The sequence below is a fragment of the Streptomyces sp. NPDC000983 genome (genome assembly GCF_040299205.1).
Classification (GTDB): domain Bacteria; phylum Actinomycetota; class Actinomycetes; order Streptomycetales; family Streptomycetaceae; genus Streptomyces.
In genome coordinates this window covers 87132-104675 of record NZ_JBEPBM010000011.1, presented here as the reverse complement: position 1 = coordinate 104675, position 17544 = coordinate 87132, and the positions used below count along the sequence as shown (strand labels likewise).

14 protein-coding genes are annotated in these 17544 nt (G+C 72.9%); 7 read left to right on the top strand and 7 right to left on the bottom strand.

Annotated features, from left to right (window positions below):
• Positions 1 to 122 precede the first annotated feature (122 nt).
• Together ABT296_RS15270 and ABT296_RS15265 are read right to left on the bottom strand one after the other, a co-directional pair.
• Positions 123 to 1103, bottom strand: a complete 981-nt coding sequence (locus ABT296_RS15270) for a zinc-binding dehydrogenase (RefSeq protein WP_351927250.1) — start codon at positions 1101 to 1103, stop codon at positions 123 to 125.
• Between the two features lie 52 nt (positions 1104 to 1155).
• Positions 1156 to 2316, bottom strand: coding sequence for an NAD(P)-binding protein (locus ABT296_RS15265; RefSeq protein ID WP_351927248.1), 1161 nt, complete (start codon positions 2314 to 2316; stop codon positions 1156 to 1158).
• A 173-nt stretch (positions 2317 to 2489) separates the two neighbouring features.
• Between ABT296_RS15265 and ABT296_RS15260 the strand changes: the two genes are divergently transcribed.
• Positions 2490 to 3191, top strand: coding sequence for a pentapeptide repeat-containing protein (locus tag ABT296_RS15260; protein WP_502977250.1), 702 nt, complete (start codon positions 2490 to 2492; stop codon positions 3189 to 3191).
• Positions 3192 to 3353: 162 nt separating this feature from the next.
• Here the strand turns inward: ABT296_RS15260 and ABT296_RS15255 are convergent, their stop codons facing one another.
• A complete protein-coding gene (locus ABT296_RS15255; RefSeq protein WP_351927245.1) occupies positions 3354 to 3854 on the bottom strand; it encodes a hypothetical protein in 501 nt (166 codons plus the stop codon).
• Positions 3855 to 3860: 6 nt separating this feature from the next.
• Here ABT296_RS15255 and ABT296_RS15250 point away from each other — a divergent pair, with 6 nt between their 5' ends.
• A complete protein-coding gene (locus ABT296_RS15250; protein ID WP_351927242.1) occupies positions 3861 to 5264 on the top strand; it encodes a M1 family metallopeptidase in 1404 nt (467 codons plus the stop codon).
• 15 nt (positions 5265 to 5279) lie between these two features.
• Here ABT296_RS15250 and ABT296_RS15245 read toward each other — a convergent pair whose 3' ends face one another.
• On the bottom strand, positions 5280 to 6686 hold the full coding sequence (locus tag ABT296_RS15245) for an NAD(P)/FAD-dependent oxidoreductase (protein ID WP_351927240.1): 1407 nt from the start codon (positions 6684 to 6686) through the stop codon (positions 5280 to 5282).
• A 97-nt stretch (positions 6687 to 6783) separates the two neighbouring features.
• Here ABT296_RS15245 and ABT296_RS15240 point away from each other — a divergent pair, with 97 nt between their 5' ends.
• Both ABT296_RS15240 and ABT296_RS15235 read left to right on the top strand, forming a co-directional pair.
• Positions 6784 to 7635: an aminoglycoside phosphotransferase family protein gene (locus ABT296_RS15240; protein ID WP_351927238.1), complete on the top strand. Its 852-nt coding sequence runs from the start codon at positions 6784 to 6786 to the stop codon at positions 7633 to 7635.
• Positions 7632 to 8105 carry a GNAT family N-acetyltransferase gene (locus ABT296_RS15235; protein WP_351927236.1) on the top strand — a complete coding sequence of 158 codons (474 nt, stop codon included), beginning with the start codon at positions 7632 to 7634 and terminating at the stop codon, positions 8103 to 8105. Before ABT296_RS15240 ends, ABT296_RS15235 begins: the two co-directional genes overlap by 4 nt.
• 84 nt (positions 8106 to 8189) lie before the next feature.
• Here the strand turns inward: ABT296_RS15235 and ABT296_RS15230 are convergent, their stop codons facing one another.
• Complete coding sequence (locus tag ABT296_RS15230) at positions 8190 to 9842, bottom strand: HEXXH motif domain-containing protein (protein WP_351927234.1); 1653 nt, start codon at positions 9840 to 9842, stop codon at positions 8190 to 8192.
• Positions 9839 to 10012, bottom strand: coding sequence for a hypothetical protein (locus tag ABT296_RS15225; RefSeq protein ID WP_351927232.1), 174 nt, complete (start codon positions 10010 to 10012; stop codon positions 9839 to 9841). Before ABT296_RS15225 ends, ABT296_RS15230 begins: the two co-directional genes overlap by 4 nt.
• 222 nt (positions 10013 to 10234) lie before the next feature.
• On the opposite strand from ABT296_RS15225, the gene ABT296_RS15220 reads away from it, so the two are divergent.
• The 3 genes from ABT296_RS15220 to ABT296_RS15210 all read left to right on the top strand — a co-directional run bounded on the left by ABT296_RS15220 (position 10235) and on the right by ABT296_RS15210 (position 13237).
• Positions 10235 to 11146 carry an effector-associated domain 2-containing protein gene (locus ABT296_RS15220; RefSeq protein ID WP_351927230.1) on the top strand — a complete coding sequence of 304 codons (912 nt, stop codon included), beginning with the start codon at positions 10235 to 10237 and terminating at the stop codon, positions 11144 to 11146.
• Positions 11147 to 11276: 130 nt separating this feature from the next.
• Positions 11277 to 11441, top strand: coding sequence for an FxSxx-COOH-like cyclophane-containing RiPP peptide (locus tag ABT296_RS15215; protein WP_351927227.1), 165 nt, complete (start codon positions 11277 to 11279; stop codon positions 11439 to 11441).
• Between the two features lie 17 nt (positions 11442 to 11458).
• A complete protein-coding gene (locus ABT296_RS15210; protein WP_351927225.1) occupies positions 11459 to 13237 on the top strand; it encodes an HEXXH motif domain-containing protein in 1779 nt (592 codons plus the stop codon).
• A gap of 36 nt (positions 13238 to 13273) precedes the next feature.
• On the opposite strand, the gene fxsT is transcribed toward ABT296_RS15210, so the two are convergent.
• Positions 13274 to 17215, bottom strand: coding sequence for an FxSxx-COOH system tetratricopeptide repeat protein (fxsT, locus tag ABT296_RS15205; protein ID WP_351927223.1), 3942 nt, complete (start codon positions 17213 to 17215; stop codon positions 13274 to 13276).
• Positions 17216 to 17544 lie beyond the last annotated feature (329 nt).

Sequence of the window (17544 nt, the reverse complement as noted above, 5' to 3'; positions counted from 1 at the left end):
CCTCCGGCGCCTAAGCCTTCAGACACGCGCGTTCGATCCGGACCCCCGGCCCCCGGCCGGGGGTCCGGTCGTACCCGCCGCGTCGTACCCGCCCCACCGTGTCCGCCCCCGTCGGGGACCCGTCACGGTTCCAGGACGACCTTGCCGGTCGTCGCCCTGGTCTCCAGCGCGCGGTGCGCGGCGGCCGCCTCGGCGAGCGGGAAGCGCTGCACGGCGGGGGTGAGCCGACCGTGGGCGGCTTCCGTCAGGGCGCGCAGTTCGAGCGTGCGGATCGGGTCGGGGCCACCCGCCCGGCCGAGCATCACGGGCCCGAGGACCTGCTCGGACAGCCCTTCCACGAGGTAGGGCTCGCCGTCGTGCAGCCCTTCGCCGGACCAGCCGAAGACGATGTGCCGGCCGCCGGGCCCGAGCAGCGCGACGGACTCCCGGGCCGCGTTCCCGCCGACCCCGTCGAAGACCACCGTGGCCGCACGGCCGCCCAGCCAGGCGCGGACCTTCGCCGGCCAGTCGGGTTCCGTGTAGTCGACGGCGAGATCGGCGCCGTTCGCCCGCACCCGGGCCGCCTTCTCCGCGCCGCCGGCCAGACCGACGACGGTGGCCCCGGCGTTCCTCGCGTACTGCACCAGCAGGGTGCCGATCCCACCGGCCGCCGCCGGGACGACGGCCACGGACTCCGGACCCAGCTCCGCGAACTGGACGATCCCCATCACCGTACGGCCCGTGCCGATCATGGCGACCGCCTCGGCGAAGTCCAGGTTCGCCGGGATCTCGTGCAGCCGCTCCACCTCGGTCACCGCGAGTTCGGCGTAGCCCCCGGGGACGAAGCCGAGGTGGGCCACCACCCGCCTGCCGAGCCAGAGCCCGGCCACGCCCTCCCCGAGGGACTCCACCACGCCCGCCACCTCACGCCCCGGCACGGTGGGCAGGACCGCCGGTCCCGGGCCCGGCCCCCGCAAGCCCTCGCGCAGGGCGGTGTCGAGGAGATGGACACCGGCCGCGGCGACCGCGATCCGGACCTGGCCGGGACCGGGCCGGGGGTCCTCCACCCGCTCATGGACGAGGTTCTCGGCCGGTCCGAAAGCGTGCAGGCGAATGGCGTGCATGAGGGCTCCCCCAACGGGTCCGCGGGTGGGTCAGGCCCCCCACTCTTCAACCTCAAGCATGCTTGAGGTCAAGCGCGCTCCGGCCGAGCGCCAGCGACACCGCGCCCAGGGCGCTGTTGAAGGACACCTCGGAGAGCACCCCGGGCGCCGCGACCTGGTCGCCCGCGAGGTAGACGCCGTCACCGCGGTCGATCGAGGGCCGGTCCCGCCAGGTGGTCCCGGGCAGGTCCACGGCGCCCGTGCGGCCGCCGGCGAGGGCCTCCCGGCGCCAGGTGACCCGGTCCCGCCAGCCCTCGAACCCGAGGTCCAGCAGTTCCTCGGCGCGGTCGATCCCGACCGCCCGGGACTCGCCGGGGCCGAGCGGGATCTGGCCCTGGATCAGCTGCTCACCGGCGGGCGCGAGGGTCCGGTCCTGCGCGGTGAACCGCTCGATCCACCCCGGGTGGTCCAGGTCGGACACGACGAAGGCGTCCCCGCGCCGACTGCGCACCGCGAGGTCGATCAGCGTCGTACGGCCGCTCGGCCACCGCAGCGTGTCGTCCCCCAGCAGCCGGCGGGCGGAGTCCAGCGAGGTGGCGACGACGACCGGGGTGTCCGTCGGGAGGGTGTCGATCCGGGACAGCGTCTCGATCCGGACGCCGAGGTTCCAGGCGTGGTCGGCCATCCGCCCGATGAGGCCGCCCCAGCCGCCGCGCGGGTAGTGGGCCTCCGGGGGGAGCTTGGTCGCCCGGCGCAGCCGCTCCTGCACGAACGCGGCGGAGAGGCCGCCCGGGTCGTGGTGGAAGAGGGCGACCGCCGAGTAGTGGGCCGCGGCCCGGGCGCCCTCCTCGCCCGCCACCCCGGTCGCCCAGGTCAGGAAGTCGACGTCGACGGGGGCCTGCGGCAGACCGTGGCGCAGCAGCTTGAGCATGCCGAAGGGCGGGGTGCGGCGCAGCACGCCCTTGTGGCGCAGCCGCAGCCTGGCCGCCTCCAGGGGCGGGATGGTGGCGAGCGGTCCGATCAGGCCGCGCTTCTTCAGCCAGGCCCAGTGCGGGCCGCCGTTGTAGAGGGCGTGCGGCCCCTCGTTGGTGCGGTACGGCCCGTCGGCGGTCCGCGCCCGCCCGCCCAGACTGTGGTGGGCCTCGTAAACGGTGACCTGGGCGCCCGCCTCGGCCGCGGTGACGGCCGCGGTGAGTCCGGCGAAACCTCCGCCGATGACGGTGATGCGCTGCATGGGGGTCTCCCTCTGCTCGGTGGCCTGGTGCTCGGTGGCCTTCGGGCCCGGTGCTCGGTGGCCTTTCCGCAGATACGACGGATCGAGCCCGCCCAAATGTGACACCGCCCGGAGAGACGCAGGTCACAGGCGTGCCGTCGGCGTTGTCAGTGGCGGGGTGCAGCATGGGGGCCATGGTGACTGCGGGAAGGGTGAGGGCGGCACGCCGCCCCGAGGTACGGCTCCCGGCGCTGGAGCCGCACACCGACGGGGAGCTGGAGCCGGACGGCGACTACGACGGTGTGGAGTTCCGCGAGGCGGACCTGGCGGGGCAGGACGGCGGCGGCGCCCGCTTCCTGGACTGCGCGCTCACGTCCTGCGCGCTGGACGGGACCCGGCTGACCCGGGCCCGCTTCCTGGACTCGGTGCTCACCGCCCCGCGCGGCGTCGGCACCGAGCTGGCGGAGGCCACCCTGCGGGACGTGGAGGTGCGCGACGCCCGCCTCGGCGGGGTCCAGCTGCACGGCTCGGTGCTGGAGCGGGTGCTGATCAGCGGTGGCAAGATCGACTACCTGAATCTGCGCGGGGCCCGGGTCAGGGACGTCGTCTTCGAGAACTGCGTCCTGGTCGAGCCGGACTTCGGCGGTGCCGTGCTGGAGCGGGTCGCGTTCCCGGGCAGTGTGCTCAAGGGGGCGGAGCTGACCGGGGCGACCCTCAAGGACGTGGACCTGAGAGAGGCGGCGTCCCTGGAGATCACCCACGGGGTGGACCGCCTGGCGGGAGCGGTGATCGGCACGGGCCAACTGCTCGACCTGGCACCGGTGCTGGCGGCGGCGCTGGGGATTCGGGTGGAGGACCAGGCCCTTCCGAGGGATTCAGGCGGCCCGGCCGGCTGAGGGCTTCAGGCGGCCCGGCCGGGGATTCGGCCGGAGGAGCCGGGGTCCTCGTGCCGGGGACCTGCCCGGGGAGCCGGTGCCCTGTTGCCGGGGATTCCGGAGCCGGAGCCCTGCTCCCGCCGGAGAACAGGCGGGAGGATCGAAGCCCCGACCCCGCGGGCGTCAGGGAATCCGGGGGAACCGCGCCTGGAGGGTCCAGATCGCCGGGTTCTCGGCCAGGTCCTCGTGCAGGTCGCACAGGTCGGCGACCAGATCGTGCAGGAAGTCCCGGGCCTCGCGCCGCAGTTCCGCGTGCGAGAAGCTCAGCGGCGCCTCCTCGGCCGGCATCCAGTCGGCCTCGACGTCGACCCAGCCGAACCGGCGCTCGAAGAGCATCCGGTCGGTGGACTCGGTGAAGTCCAGCTCCGCCCGCTGCGGGCGGGAGGCCCTGGAGCCCGCCGGGTCCCGGTCGACACTTTCCACGATGTCGCACAGCGCCCAGGCGAAGTCCAGCACCGGCACCCATCCCCAGGCCGTGGACAGCTCCCGGTCCGCCTTGGTGTCGGCGAGGTAGACGTCACCGCAGAACAGGTCGTGGCGCAGCGCCCGGACGTCCGCGCGGCGGTAGTCCGTCTGCGGCGGGTCCGGGAAGCGGTTGGAGAGGGCGTAGCCGATGTCGAGCACGAGGTGATGGTGTCACGCCCTCGTAGGATCGCGATTGTGCCCCGGTCCGTACGGTTTCTCCCCGCCCTGCTGCTCCTCGCGCTCACCGCGTGCGGGGGCGGTGACGACGGGCCCGGCGCGGGCGCGGCGGGCGTCGGCGACCCGTACTTCCCGAAGGCCGGCAACGGCGGCTACGACGTCGGCCACTACGCCCTGGACCTCTCCTACGCCCCCGCCACCCGGCACCTGGCCGGCACGGCCACCGTCACCGCCCGCGCCACCGAGGACCTCTCCGCCTTCAACCTGGACCTCGCCGGCCTGAAGGTGGAGGAGATCACCGTGGGCGGCGAGCGGGCCCGCTGGAGCCGCGAGGGCCAGGAGCTGACCGTCCGGCCGGCCCGCCCGCTCGGCCGGGGCGAGACCTTCGAGACGCGGGTGCGCTACGCCGGCACCCCGCGCACCCTCACCGACCCGGACGGCTCCCGGGAGGGCTGGCTGTACACGGCGGACGGCGCCCTCGCGCTCGGCGAGCCGATGGGCTCGATGACCTGGTTCCCCGGCAGCCACCACCCCTCGGACAAGGCGTCGTACGAGCTGACGGTCAGCGTGCCGGAGGGCGTCGAGGCCGTCTCCAACGGCGAGCCGGTCAAGGAGCGCACCGGCGGCGGCCGGACCGTAAGAACCTGGCGGACCGGGGAGCCGATGGCGAGCCACGCCGCCACGCTCGCCGTCGGCGACTACACCGTCCGCCGCTCCACCGCCGCCGGCCACCCCGCGTACACGGCCGTGGACCGGGCCGAGGGCGCGCCGGAGGCCGTCGGCGAACTGCCCGGGGTGATGGAGTGGGCGGAGTACAACTTCGGGCCGTACCCCTTCACCTCCACCGGCATGATCGTCGCCGGCGCGGGCGAGTCGGAGTACGCCCTGGAGACCCAGAACCGGCCGGTCTTCCCCGGCGCCCCCGACATCGCGCTGCTCGTCCACGAGATCGCCCACCAGTGGTTCGGCAACTCCGTCTCCCCCGCCTCCTGGCGGGACATGTGGCTGAACGAGGGCTTCGCCACCTACGCCGAGTGGCTGTGGGAGGAGGACCAGGGCGGCGACAGCGCCCAGGAGACCTTCGAGGCGGTGTACGCCGAGGACGACCCCGAGCTGTGGTCCTTCCCGCCCGCGAAGCCGTCCGGCCCCGCGCACATCTCCGACCGGCCGGTGTACGACCGGGGCGCCATGGTCGTCCACAAGATCCGCGAGCAGGTGGGTGACGACGCCTTCTACGACCTCGTCCAGGGCTGGGCCGCCCGCCACCGCCACGGCAACGCGGACACCGAGGAGTTCACCCGGTACGTCGAGGAGCGGGCCCCGGACGAGGACTTCGACGCGATCTGGGCGGACTGGCTGTACGGGGAGGGCAAGCCGGACAGCCCCGGCTGACGGGGCCGGGCGCCCTCAGTGCCGCCCCGCCACCCGGTCCGCCGCCCGCGCCAGCCGCGAGGACCCGGCGCTGTGCGTCGCCGTCTCCCGCCGGTCCGCCGCCCGGTACACGGCGTACATGCCCTGCACGCCGAGCCAGCGCAGCGGTTCCGGCTCCCACCTGCGGACCTTGTGCCCCACCCAGGGCAGCTCGGTCAGCTCCGTGCGCCCGCCCTGCCCCGAGTCCTGCTGGACCAGGTCCCGGAGGGTCCGCGCCGCCAGGTTCGCCGTGGCCACGCCGGAGCCGACGTAGCCGCCGGCCCAGCCGAGCCCCGTCGACCGGTCCAGGGTCACCGTGGCGCACCAGTCGCGGGGCACGCCCAGCACCCCGGACCAGGCGTGCTCGACGCGCACCCCGGCGAGGGAGGGGAAGAAGCCGTGCAGGATCTCCCGCAGCGCCTCGACGGTGGCGGGCCGGGTGCGCCCGTCGTTGTCGGTGCGCGAACCGAACCGGTACGGCACTCCGCGCCCGCCGAGCGCGATCCGCCCGTCGGCCGTGCGCTGGGCGTACATGTAGGCGTGCGCCATGTCGCCGAGCGTCTCGCGCCCGTCCCAGCCGACCGACTCCCACTGTTCCTCGGTGAGCGGCTCGGTGGCGATCATCGAGGAGTTCATCGGCAGCCAGGTCCGCCGCTCGCCCTTGAGCGCGGCGGTGAAGCCCTCGGTGCAGCGCAGGACGTAGGGCGCGCGGACGGTGCCGTACGGCGTGACCGCGTGCCCCTGGCGGATCTCGGTCACCGGGGTGCCCTCGTGGACGACGACGCCGAGCGCCTCGACCGCGGCCGCGAGCCCCTTCACCAGCTTCACCGGGTGCACCCGGGCGCCGTGCGGGGTCCAGGACGAGCCGACCGCGTCGGCGACCCGGATCCGCTCGGCGGTCTCCCGGGCGTCGTAGAGCTCCCGGTCCTTCTCCCCGAACGCCAGCTCCGCCCGGTGGAACTCCTTCAGCCGCGCCAACTGCGCCGGTGTACGGGCCACTTCGAGGACGCCGCCGTGGTGCGCGTCGGCGTCGATGCCTTCGGCCCCGGTGACGGCGAGGACCTCGGCCACGGTCTCGTTCATGGCCCGCTGGAGCCGTACGGCGGCCTCCTGCCCGTGCAGCTTCGCGTACCGGTCGCGCCCCGCGATGCCGTTGTAGAGCCAGCCGCCGTTGCGGCCGGAGGCGCCGTAGCCGCAGAACTTCTGTTCCAGGACGGTGATCCGCAGGAAGGGCGCCGCCTTCTTCAGGTAGTACGCGGTCCACAGTCCCGTGTACCCGCCGCCGACGATCACGACGTCCGCCGTGGCGTCCCCGGGCAGCGGCTCCCGCACCGCAGGGAGGCCGTCGTCCGCGTACCAGAAGGAGATGCCGCCGTTGACGACACCGCTGTCCGAGCTGCTCATGGCCGGGACGGTAACCCGTCGCGGCGGGCACTGTCTTCTTCGGATTCCGTCGTTCTCGCGTGGCCGGCGCCCCTCCCGCGCCGCTACCGTCGGGCCCGTGAGCGATCTTCCGGCCGAGTACGGCGAACGCGCGGCGCGCTTCCTCCGGGAGTGGGACCTGCGCCGCGACGGCCCGCCCCGCAGCGGCCGCTGCGCGCTGGTCCTGCCCGTGCTGCGGGCGGACGGCACACCCGCGGTGCTCAAGCTCCAGGACGTCGACGACGAGACGGCCGGCGAGCCGCTCGCACTGCGCGTCTGGGACGGCGCGGGCGCCGCCCGCCTCCTCGCCCACGACCCCGGCACGGGCACCATGCTGCTCGAACGCCTCGACATGACACGCCCGTTGGGCGACCTGCCCGACACCCGCGCGGCCACCGAGGTCGTCGCCCGGCTGCTGGCCGAGCTGACCGCCGTCCCGGCCCCGCCCGGACTGCGCCGCCTGGCCGACCTCGCGCCCCGCCTCCTGGACCGCGCCGCATCCGTCCTGCCCGCGGTCGAGGACGGGCCCGTACGACGGCTGCTCACGGACTGCGCGGCGGCGGTCCGCGAAGTGGCCGCCGAACCCGGCGACCGGCTGCTCCACTGGGACCTGCACTTCGAGAACGTACTGGCCGCGGCCCGCGCCCCCTGGCTCGCCATCGACCCCAAGCCCCTCGCCGGCGACCCGGGTTTCGAACTGCTCCCGGCGCTGTGGAACCGGTTCGAGGCCGACGAGGTCCGCCGGCGCTTCGACACGATGACGCAGATCCTGGCCCTGGACCGGGAGCGGGCCCGCGCCTGGACGTACGGGCGGGTGTTGCAGGGCGCGGTGTGGCGCCTGGAGGAGGGAGAGCCTCCGCTCCCCGAGCAGCTGGAGATCGCCAAGAGGCTGCGCGGCCGGGCGGGTTCGGGCCCTATCCTCCCCCCATGATCCGCATCGCGACCCCCGCCGACGTCCCCGTCATCCACGCGCTCGTGCAGGAACTGGCCGAGTACGAGAAGGCCCCGCACGAGGCAAAGGCGACACAGGAGCAGCTGCACGAGGCGCTCTTCGGCGAACACCCCGCCGCCTTCGCCCACATGGCCGTCGACGACGGGACCGGCGAACCGGTCGGCTTCGCCCTGTGGTTCCTGAACTTCTCCACCTGGCGCGGCGTCCACGGCATCTACCTGGAGGACCTCTACGTCCGCCCCACGGCCCGGGGCGCTGGCCACGGCAGGGCCCTGCTCACCGAGCTGGCCCGGATCTGCGTGGCGCGCGGCTACGAACGCCTGGAGTGGTCCGTCCTGGACTGGAACGCCCCCTCCATCGCCTTCTACGAGTCCCTGGGCGCCCGCCCGCAGGACGAGTGGACGGTGTACCGGCTGACGGACGAGGCGCTGAGCGAGCTGGGCGGCTGAGGGTTTTCGCCCCCGCCGCCCCTTCCCGTCCAGGCCCCGGGAGCTGCGCCCCCGGACCCCCATCGGCCCTTGAGGGCCCCGCCCTCAAACGCCGGACGGGCTGAGGGTGATCCCCCTGGCCGCGTCCAACGGGTCGGCGTCCGTGCCCAGCTCAGCATGTACGGCCATGACCAGTTCCGGGCGGGCGAGCAGTGCCCCGCCCGCCGGGTCGCCGGACGCGCGGGCCGCGATACCGAGGCCCACCCAGGTCTCGGGGTCGCCGTCACCGCGCAGAATCCGCGCGCGGAACGCTTCCAGCGCCCGGGCGTTGTCCCCGGTGACCAGGGCGATGTCCTCGGGGCGGGCGCCCTCCACCGTGGCGCCGGGGTCCTCGCGCAGGGCGTCGAAGCCCGCCGGATCGGCGAACCGCCAGCGCAGCAGTGTCGCGCGGGTGTCGAGTCCGCGGGCCGGAACCCCGGGAACCAGCTCCGGCTCGCCCGCCGGGTGTGCGCGTACCGCCCGCGGGTCGGGGCGCAGATGGTACGCACGCCAGGTGGCCCGGTGATCCGCCACCGCGAGCCGGGCGGCGGTGAGGGCGGTGTCCTCCACCGGCTCCGTGAGCCAGGGCGACAGCCGTTCGGTCAGCTCGGCCACCAGCCGCCGTCCGAGCCCGGTCAGCTCCTCCGCCGCGGCGATCGCGTGCAGGGCGTGCGCGGTCTGCTCCCGCCAGAGCGCGAACTCGAAGCGCCCCAGCGGGTGTTCGCGCCGCCGCCAGAAGCCGGTGACCCCGAAGAAGGCGTACACGCCCTGCAACAGCCCGCCCAGCGGGCGCGGGTCGTCCCGCCAGGGCGCGTAGTGGAGCCGCGGCGCACCGCCCCGGTTCTCGTAAAGGGTGAACAGGTGCATGAAGGCGCTGAGTTTGTTGTGCTGGAACTCGTGCACCAGCGTGGCCGCGAGCTGCTCGCCGTCGTCGGGGACGGAGGCGAGGGCCGCGCCGAAGGCGTCGCCGGAGGAGGCGCTGTGCGGACGGAACCGCTCGGCGCGCGGCCGGGGCACGAGGGTGACCAGTCCGCCGGCCAGCGCCCCGGCCGCCTCGGTGTCGAGGGCACGCAGGATCCCCCACGCCTCGGCGAACAGCTCCTGCCAGCCCTCGGCGTCCACGGGTTCGGTGGGCACGGGGGTGCGCAGGCTGCGGTAGGGGTCGGCGTCGTCCAGGAGCAGGGCGCAGCCCTCGGAGTCCAGCCGGGTCAGGGGGTGCCAGCGGGGTCCGTCGAGCGGCTCTCCGGCGACCAGCACCCGGCCCGCGGCGGCGGACACCTCGGCCGTGTCGGCGCCGGGCACGCGCATGGCGCCGAGGGCGGGCAGTACGGCCCATCCGTCCCGCACGGGGACGACGGTCCGGAAGTCCAGCCCGGCGCGGATCGCCGCGCTCGCCGCGACGGCGCGCAGATGTCCGGTGTCCGGGGGCTCGACTCCGGCCGCGCTGCCGCGCAGCCGCCGCAGGGTGTGCGCGGCCCAGACACCGACGGCCGGATAGGTGAGCAGCTCCTCGAAGGCGGTCTCGTCGGCGTCCCGGGCCCGCATGAGCAGCTCCCACGCTCCCGCGGGAGCCGACCCCTGCGCATCCAGCAGGGCCCGCACCACCAACAGCCGCCAACTGCGCTCGCTCGCCCGCAGCGCCTCCACCGCCGCGGTCCCGCCGCCGCCACCGAGCAGCTCCTCGAAGGCACCGACGGGCAGAACGTGCGCCCCGCTCACGCTTCGTCGCGCTGCGGGTTGTACCCACCGAGGCTGCCGGCGGGGTCGTCGATCCGGTTCAGCAACCGCCGCAGCGAGCCTTCGGCGGAGGGGAGGGGGCAAGTGGGCCAGGCGTCCAGCGGAACCCCGCTCAGGTCGATCAGCTCGGACTCGACTCCGGACTTTTCCATGACCCCGTCCATTTCACTTTTTCAGGTGTTTACGTCTTTCAGGCGGTTTAAGGGTGATTACAACCGCCTTGGCGACCTTAATGCATTGCAGGGCCGCACAGCATCCACGGCACGGAATCAGCCCGGATCGAGTGACGGAACGGCGGTACGGGTAGGTGCGAGAGAACTGGCTTGAGCGACAGAGGAGTTGCGCTGGATTCATCACGGGTGGCGGAGGTCTGCGTGACCACGGCCCGGGGCCCGGAGCGGTACGGCTCCGGCTACCGGGTCGGCGACCGCTGGGTCCTCACCTCGGCGCACCTGATCGGCGACGCGCGGGAGACAGCCGTACGGTTCGCAGGAAGCACCCGGACCGCCCCCGCCCGTGTGGCGCTCACCTCGGACGCGGCCGGTGTGGCCCTGCTGAAGTTGCCGGACGCGATGTCAAACCGCTGCGCGCCGCCCACCTACGGCGCCGTACCGCTCACGGCCGCCCCCCTGCCGTTCACGGCAGGCCCGACCTGCCGCGCCGAGGGCGTGATCTCCGTCCCGCCCGACGACCGCGGCGACACCCTCGTACTCGACGTGAAGCCGCAGGACGGAGAGCTTCCTCGGCAGGCGCTGACCGGCGCCGCCGTCTGGCACGAGGACCGCCTGATCGGGGTGGTCACCGGCCACCGCCGGGCAGACGCCCCGCACCGGCTCGCCGCCGTCCGCGTGGACCGCTGGTACGGGCTGCTCTCCCCCGCCGAGCTGGCCCTGCTGCACACTCATGCCGGGCTGCCCGCGTCCCAGGCCGGACTGGCCCGCACCGACCCGCCCGGGCAGGACGGCCCGCCCGGCCTCGCGCACCTGCCCGAGCGCCTGCCGCCGCGCGAACTCGACGGCTTGGTGACGGCGTTGACCGAGATTCCCTCGGTGAGCGACCGTGACGGCCTCGCCCTGATCCTGGACAGCATCGACCCGGTCATCTCGGCCATGAGCCCGCGCTCACCCGCCCTGCGCCCCGATGTCTTCAACATCCTGCGTACCTGCCTGCGTTACCGAGGCACCTTGGACCAACTCCTTGAAGCGATACGGTGGGTGGAGGGCGACTCCACCGGCGTTGCCCGAATGGACCAGGAGGCGATGGAGTTGTCCCGGCGCCATCGCTGACCTGATATCGCGGCGCTGTCCGGGCGCCGGGTTTCATCCCCTGTACGGCGGGCCATTATCAGGGGGATGTGAGCATCCCGCACGCCAAGTAAAGCCGGGGGGAAGGGGTTTGGCCGTCATGGAGCCGTCTGTGGCCGCCGTCGAGTCCAACCTAGTCGATCTCGCGGGGGTGTCTCTTGAAACGCTGCGCTCCTTGGACGGTCAGGTTCTCGCCGGATCCTTGGAGGAGCTGCGCCTGCGCATCGATCGCGCGCACGCCAGTGTCAGCGACTTCAACGCGGAGCGGCCGGACTGAGGAGGCCAGGGCCGCGGATGCGTGCTGAGCCCGCACTTCCTCATCACCGGCTGACGCCCTCCGGCCTGGAGGAACTGAGCTGCGGTGAAGGCGGTCCGGCCACGATCGAGCTGTTGCTCGCGGCCGAACGCAGCCGACGGCTGCTGCTGTTACGGATGCTCGACGACGCGACCGATCTCGGCCCCGCCTGGGACCTGCTCAGTGCGGCGCAGCGCCGGGCCGCGGATGTCGTGGACGAACTACTGATGTATCCGCAGACCGGAATGTGGCTGGCCACGGCCGTGCGCCGGGTTCGCGGCAGCGCCCCGCAGGACGACACGCCGCTATGGGTCGTGCTGGGCCATGTGTCCTGCCTGGCCGCCGCGGCGGCACTACGCGCAGGGCTGGAATTCTCCATCGAGGTCCCGATGCGCCACGGCCTGGTACCACTGCCCACCCTGGGCTGTGCAGAACTGCCCACCCGTGAGCCGTGGAGAACGGCGACGGTCCGGCGACAGGCGGGCCGTACGGTTGTCACAGCACCGGGTGCCACGGTCACCGTGCCAGCCTCTCCGGATGCCCCAGCGCCTGGCTGGCATCCCCTGCGGCGGCTGTTGCTCGGCCCTCCGCACCACCGCCTGTCCCTGGCACTCGACGACGTCGACCCGTACCGGACCTATCCCCGGCCCACCGAGCCCCGCCCTCTGACCGACGACGAGGCCGAGCAGTGGGGACGCGTGCTGGAGCGTGCCTGGGCCGTACTGCTGGACGAACAGCCAAGGACCGCCGAGGCGATGCGGCGTGGACTGATGTCGCTGACACCAGGCCCGGCCAGGGAAAGGTTCCGGCCACGCAGTGTCACAGCTGGTGATGCGCTCGGTGGCGTCGAGTCGTCGGAGCCGGACGACGCGGTCCAACTGGCCGTGACCCTGGTGCACGAGTTCCAGCACACGAAACTGGGCGGGCTGCTGCACCTGACGCCCCTGCTGGTCCCGGATACGTCGGAGTCCCCCGAACTCTGGTATGCCCCCTGGCGGGACGACCCGCGCCCCTTGGACGGCCTGATGCAGGGGATCTACGCATTCGTGGGCATCGCTCGGTTCTGGCGGACCCATCGCCTGGCCTCGGGTGCCGGGACTCCCATGGCCCATTTCGAGTTCGCCCTGTGGCGGGCCCATGTGACCGCGGCCCTGCGCCAGGTCCACCGCCACGAACGCCTGACGCCTGTCGGCGCGCGGTTCCTGGACCGCCTGTACGCACTGTCCACCCGCTGGATGGACGAGCCGGTTCCGGACTCCGCCCTCTCCCTGGCCCATGTCTGCGCCACGGACCACGCCACCCGCTGGCGCGCTCACCACCTCCATCCACCGCGGCAGGCGGTGGAGGATGCCACGGCAGCCTGGATCTCAGGTGCCCCGGCCCCACCCCGTTCCCTCTCGGCGCCTTCGAGGGTGGTAACCGACGAATCCGCCCGCTGGCTGGACACCTTGGCCGTCCTGACCCGTCATCGCTTGGTCGGCGAGGACCCGGAGAAGGCGGCCGTGACAGGAGCGCTGAGAGCTGACGCCCTCTTGACGGCAGGCGAGACGAAGGCGGCCCAGCACGCCTATGCCACACATCTGGCAACCCTTCCCAGCCGGCCGACAGCATGGTCGGGGCTGGCCCAGTGCCTCAGCCGGGACCAGTCGTCCCTGGCCGCGGGCCGCTTCCTGCGCCACCACCCGGAACGAGCCCGAGCGGTATACGCAGCGATAGCGACGGAGACGGGCACCCCACCGGACCCGGTGGAACTGGCCACCTGGCTGGCGAACCAGTGAATCCCGTCCACGCCCGAGGAGGCCCGCCTCGTCACCTCACAGCGGCATCGGGTCGATGTCGCAGTTCGCCCGCTCCCGCGCACGAGCCTGGACAGTCGCCGGGTGCGGCACCGGCTCAGCGGCCCGAGGGCCGGGCGCGCTCAGGACCTCGTCCATAAGGGCCAAGGTCTCCTCCCTGAGGGAAGACGCCTCCTCGGCGAAACCGAGTGCGGCCAGATCCAGGGAGAGGTTCGCGGCGCACACCAGCGCCGTCGGGTGTTTCTCCCCCATGCGCTCACGGCTCAATCGCAGCGATTTCGCGCCTAGTTCGCGCGCCTCTTCCACCAGACCCAGCGCGCTCAGATCGCTGGCGAGGTTGATCGCGCAAGCCAGCGCGATCGGATGCCTCTCTCCCAGCCGCTCGGTCAGCAGGGCAAGCGCCTGCTCGTCCAGCGCCCGCGCTTCGTCCACCCGTCCCAGCAGGCGTAGCGTCACAGCGAGGTCCACGTCCGCGGCCAGCACATGTGGATGATCGGGCAGGAACACCCGCCGGAACCGTTCGCTGGTCTTCATCCCGCGGTCCAGGGCCGCTTCCAGGTCGTCGTTGTGGCGCAGCGCCACCGACAGGGCCAGGGCCGCCGTGAGGGATTCGGGGTGGGTGTCGCCGTACCGCCGGGTGAACTGGTTGAAGGCCTCCCTGGCCAGCTCCAGGCCCTTGTCGTGGTCGCCCGCCTTCCGGCACGCCTCGCCGAGTTGCCGCAACGACTGGAGCGTCGAGGGATTTCCCTCCCCGAAAGCGGGCCGGAATCCGTCGACGACCGCCTCCTGCAAGGACCGCGCACCGACGTAGTCCCCCGTCTCGCGGACGTCGATGGCGATGGATCCCTGGGTGATGAGCGACTGGTGGTGGTCCACCCCGTACAGCCGTGTCTTCAGCGAGTGCGTGTGCCGGTCCAGCTCCAGGGCCCGCTGGAACTCGCCCACCAGGCGCAGACTCACACCGAGGTTGTGGGCGGTGCCCAGGGTCGTCGGATCGTCCTCGCCGAAAGCGCGCCTGGCCCGGTCGTAGGCCATCTCGTCCAGTTCGGCGCCGGCCGCGAAGTCTCCCTGGGCGCGGCGTACCGCGGCCTCCAGGTTCATCGTCTCCAGCGCGTCCTCGCGGGTGTCCTCGCGGTCCTCGGGAGCGGTGCGGGCGTAGATGTCCTTCAGCTGGGAGACCAGCCGGGAGGCGTCGTCGTAGCGTCCCACCTTCAGATAGAGGAAGCACAGCCACCAGCCCATCAGCCGGGTCTGCTGGTCCTCCTCACCGAACAGCGACTGCCAGGTCTGCCACGCCAGCTCGGTGAACTCCCGGGCCACCTTGTGGTCACCCCAGTACCAGAGGTACTTCGCGACGTTCATCACCAGCTCGCGGACCCAGGGCTGGTCGGACTCGATCGCCCCGGAAGCGATCACATGGCCGTACAGCTCGGCGTAACGCGGCCAGTTGGCCGACTGGTTGGGGCCCTTGGGGTCCGCGGCGGCCAGGAGGGTGTGGGCGCCATTGCGCATGCGTTTCTGTTCCTCGGAGGTCATGCGGTGGATCAGCACGGCCTGGACGAGGCGGTGCATTTCGATCGAGTTGGTGCGGTGGTCTATCCGGGCGAGGGAGTAGCGGTTGATCTCCCGTACGGCGCGGGCGAGCCGCATCGGGTCGTTGAGTGCCTGGTCCAGATCGGGGTCGATGGTGGAGCCGCCGAGCCCGGAGAAGATGGACCGCGAGATCGGGTCCGGCGCGAAGTAGGAGCACAGCTGGAGCAGGCGGAGCGCGGTGGGGCTGCGTGTCTCCAGGTGGTCGAGCGAGACGTTCCACGCGGCGGCGACGGGGAGTTGGTAGTCCGGCGGCGGCGAGACTTCCAGCAGCTCGGCCCGCTTGTGCTCGAACAGCCGCAGGTACTCCGAGACCGGCATCCCGGTCTCCGCCCGCCAGGCGGCCGCCTGTTCCAGCGCGAGCGGCAGGTCGCCGAGGGCGTCGGCGAGGCGGTCCGCCTCGGCGTCGCCGAGGTCGGCGGGGCCGGAGCGGCGCAACAGTTCCTTGCTCTCCTCACGCGTGAAGACATCCACCTCCAGAGAGGGGCCGACCACGCTCCAGCGCCGGTTGCGGGAGGTGACGAGGATGGTGCCGCTGCCCCCCGTCGGGAAGTAGTCCCGGACCCGCTCCGGACTGTCGGCGTTGTCGAAGATCAGCAGCCAGCGCGAGTACGGCCGTCCCTCACGCAGCGCCTCCCGCACCGCGGGACCGGCGACATTGGCGTCGGCGCTGGTGACCAGACCGAGCCGCTGGGCGAGTTCCACCAGCGCCTGCCCGATCTGGCCGGGCCGCTCGGCGGCGATCCACCAGACGACGTCGTAGTCCGACTGATGACGGTAGGCGTACTCGATCGCCAACTGGGTCTTGCCGACACCGCCCATGCCGTGGATCGCTTCGGGCAGCACCGTGGTGGTGCCCTCGCGCAGGCGCTCGCTCAGCCGTTCCAGAAGGTCCACGCGGCCGGTGAAGTTCGGGTTCCGCGGCGGGACGTTGCCCCACAGGCGCGGCGTCGAACGCCCGCTGTCCACCGCGGGCTGGGTCTGCGTGGTGGTCATGGGCGTGACTCCTTCTGAAGTTGTGCTGGTCGCCGTCGCGACCGGTTCGGCGTAGAGGGGGTCGCCGCTCGGAGGAGCGGTACGGAAGCCCACGCCCTTGCGCAGGCTCACGGAGTTCTGCCGGTCGTAGTCGCGCAGCGCGCGGGCCAGGCGCTCGGCCCGCGGGAGGAACTTCCCGGACAGGGCGCGCAACGCGGCGAGTTCGACGCGCAGGAAAGCTAGATTGCCCCGGGTCACCGAGGGCACGTCGTCCGTTTCGAGCAGTTCCCCGGGGGCGGGCAGGACGGGGTCGTCGTCCTGCGGCGCGCCGGTGAGAAGCCCGCGTACGTCGCGCAGGACCCGGGCGGTGTCCGTGCGCCGGGACAGTGCCAATAACTCCTGGCGGATGTTGGGGCCGAAGACGAACGCCACGTCGGCCACCCGCTCGGCGTCCGCGCCGGAGGGTCGCACCAGCCCGCTCATCAGCAGTTCCGCCAGGTGGGACGGCCCCGCGCCCGGCACCGAGGCGGTCACCGCGGTCATCACGGGCAGCGTGAGCGGCGCCGCGGCCAGTCGCTTTGCTAGAGCAAACGCAGTCGGTGACGCGGCGGCCCGGAAGTCCGAGACCCGCTCCCAGGGCTGTACGCCGCTGGCCGGATCCGGCACGTCCACCACCCACGGCACGGCCCGCGCCGCGTCCGCCCGCCGCTTCCAGTCACGGGCCCGGACGCCGGACATCTCCACCCACTCGCCGGAGCCCGAGGTGACCAGGCCGACCCAGCCCGACAGGGAGCGCTCGGTGGGCTCCAGGACGGGCACGGGGATCACACCGGTACGCGCCTCGGGATCGTCGACGGGTTCGAGGGGGGAGTTGCGCAGTTCCCAGCGCAGGGTGTCGTTGGCCGCCCAGGGGCGGGAGCTGCTGAACCGCATGCGGTTGGCTTCCAGACCGGCCCGGGACCACAAGTGCTGCGGCAACAGGTGCAGTACGGCGAGCGGCTCGGTCCGGCCGAGCTCGCGCAGCAGCGGGAGCACCGCGTCCGACCGCCAGCCCGCGGCCAGCCCGTCGGTCAGCACGAGCACCACCCGGCGCTCGGACGGGGAGGGTGGCAGCTGTTCGAGCCGGATGCGGGCCGGTTCGGTGTCGTCGGAACTGAGCAGCCGTACGGAACTGACCGCGCCGAGCCGTTCCTCCAGGGCGAGTTCGCCGGCCAGCCGCTCGACCGTCTCGTCCCAGACCCGCATGGTGGCGTGGTCGTCGACCACGAGAAGCACGCACGGGGGGTCCGCCGAAGACGAGCGCGCCAGTTCACTCAGGGCGTGCGGCACGGCGTCGAATGACAGGTCGTCAGCCGCGGTCTCCGCAGTTGGTCGTGGAGCATCGTCACACTGCATAAGCGCTCTCAGAGCGTCCGGTAAGGCCCGGGAACGGAGGGAGCGCCGTAGAGGAACCCCGCTGTTCGCGGGCATGCGTGACATCCACGTGCCAAGCCTGGCAGTGGTCTGCATACGGTGCAAGACGGCAGGCCACAGGGGGTGAGAGGTACTCAAAAGGGACAGTCGATCAGCGGATGGAACGGCGGACGGAACGCGCCCCCCTGCGGTGTCGAGCACGTCGGCCTTTCTCGGGTCCAGCGTGGCACCGCGCAGTGCGGCGTGCAAGGCCGTCTGCCACTCGGGTACGCGTATCGGCGAGAAGCCGTCACCGGGCCGGGCCGGGCGCC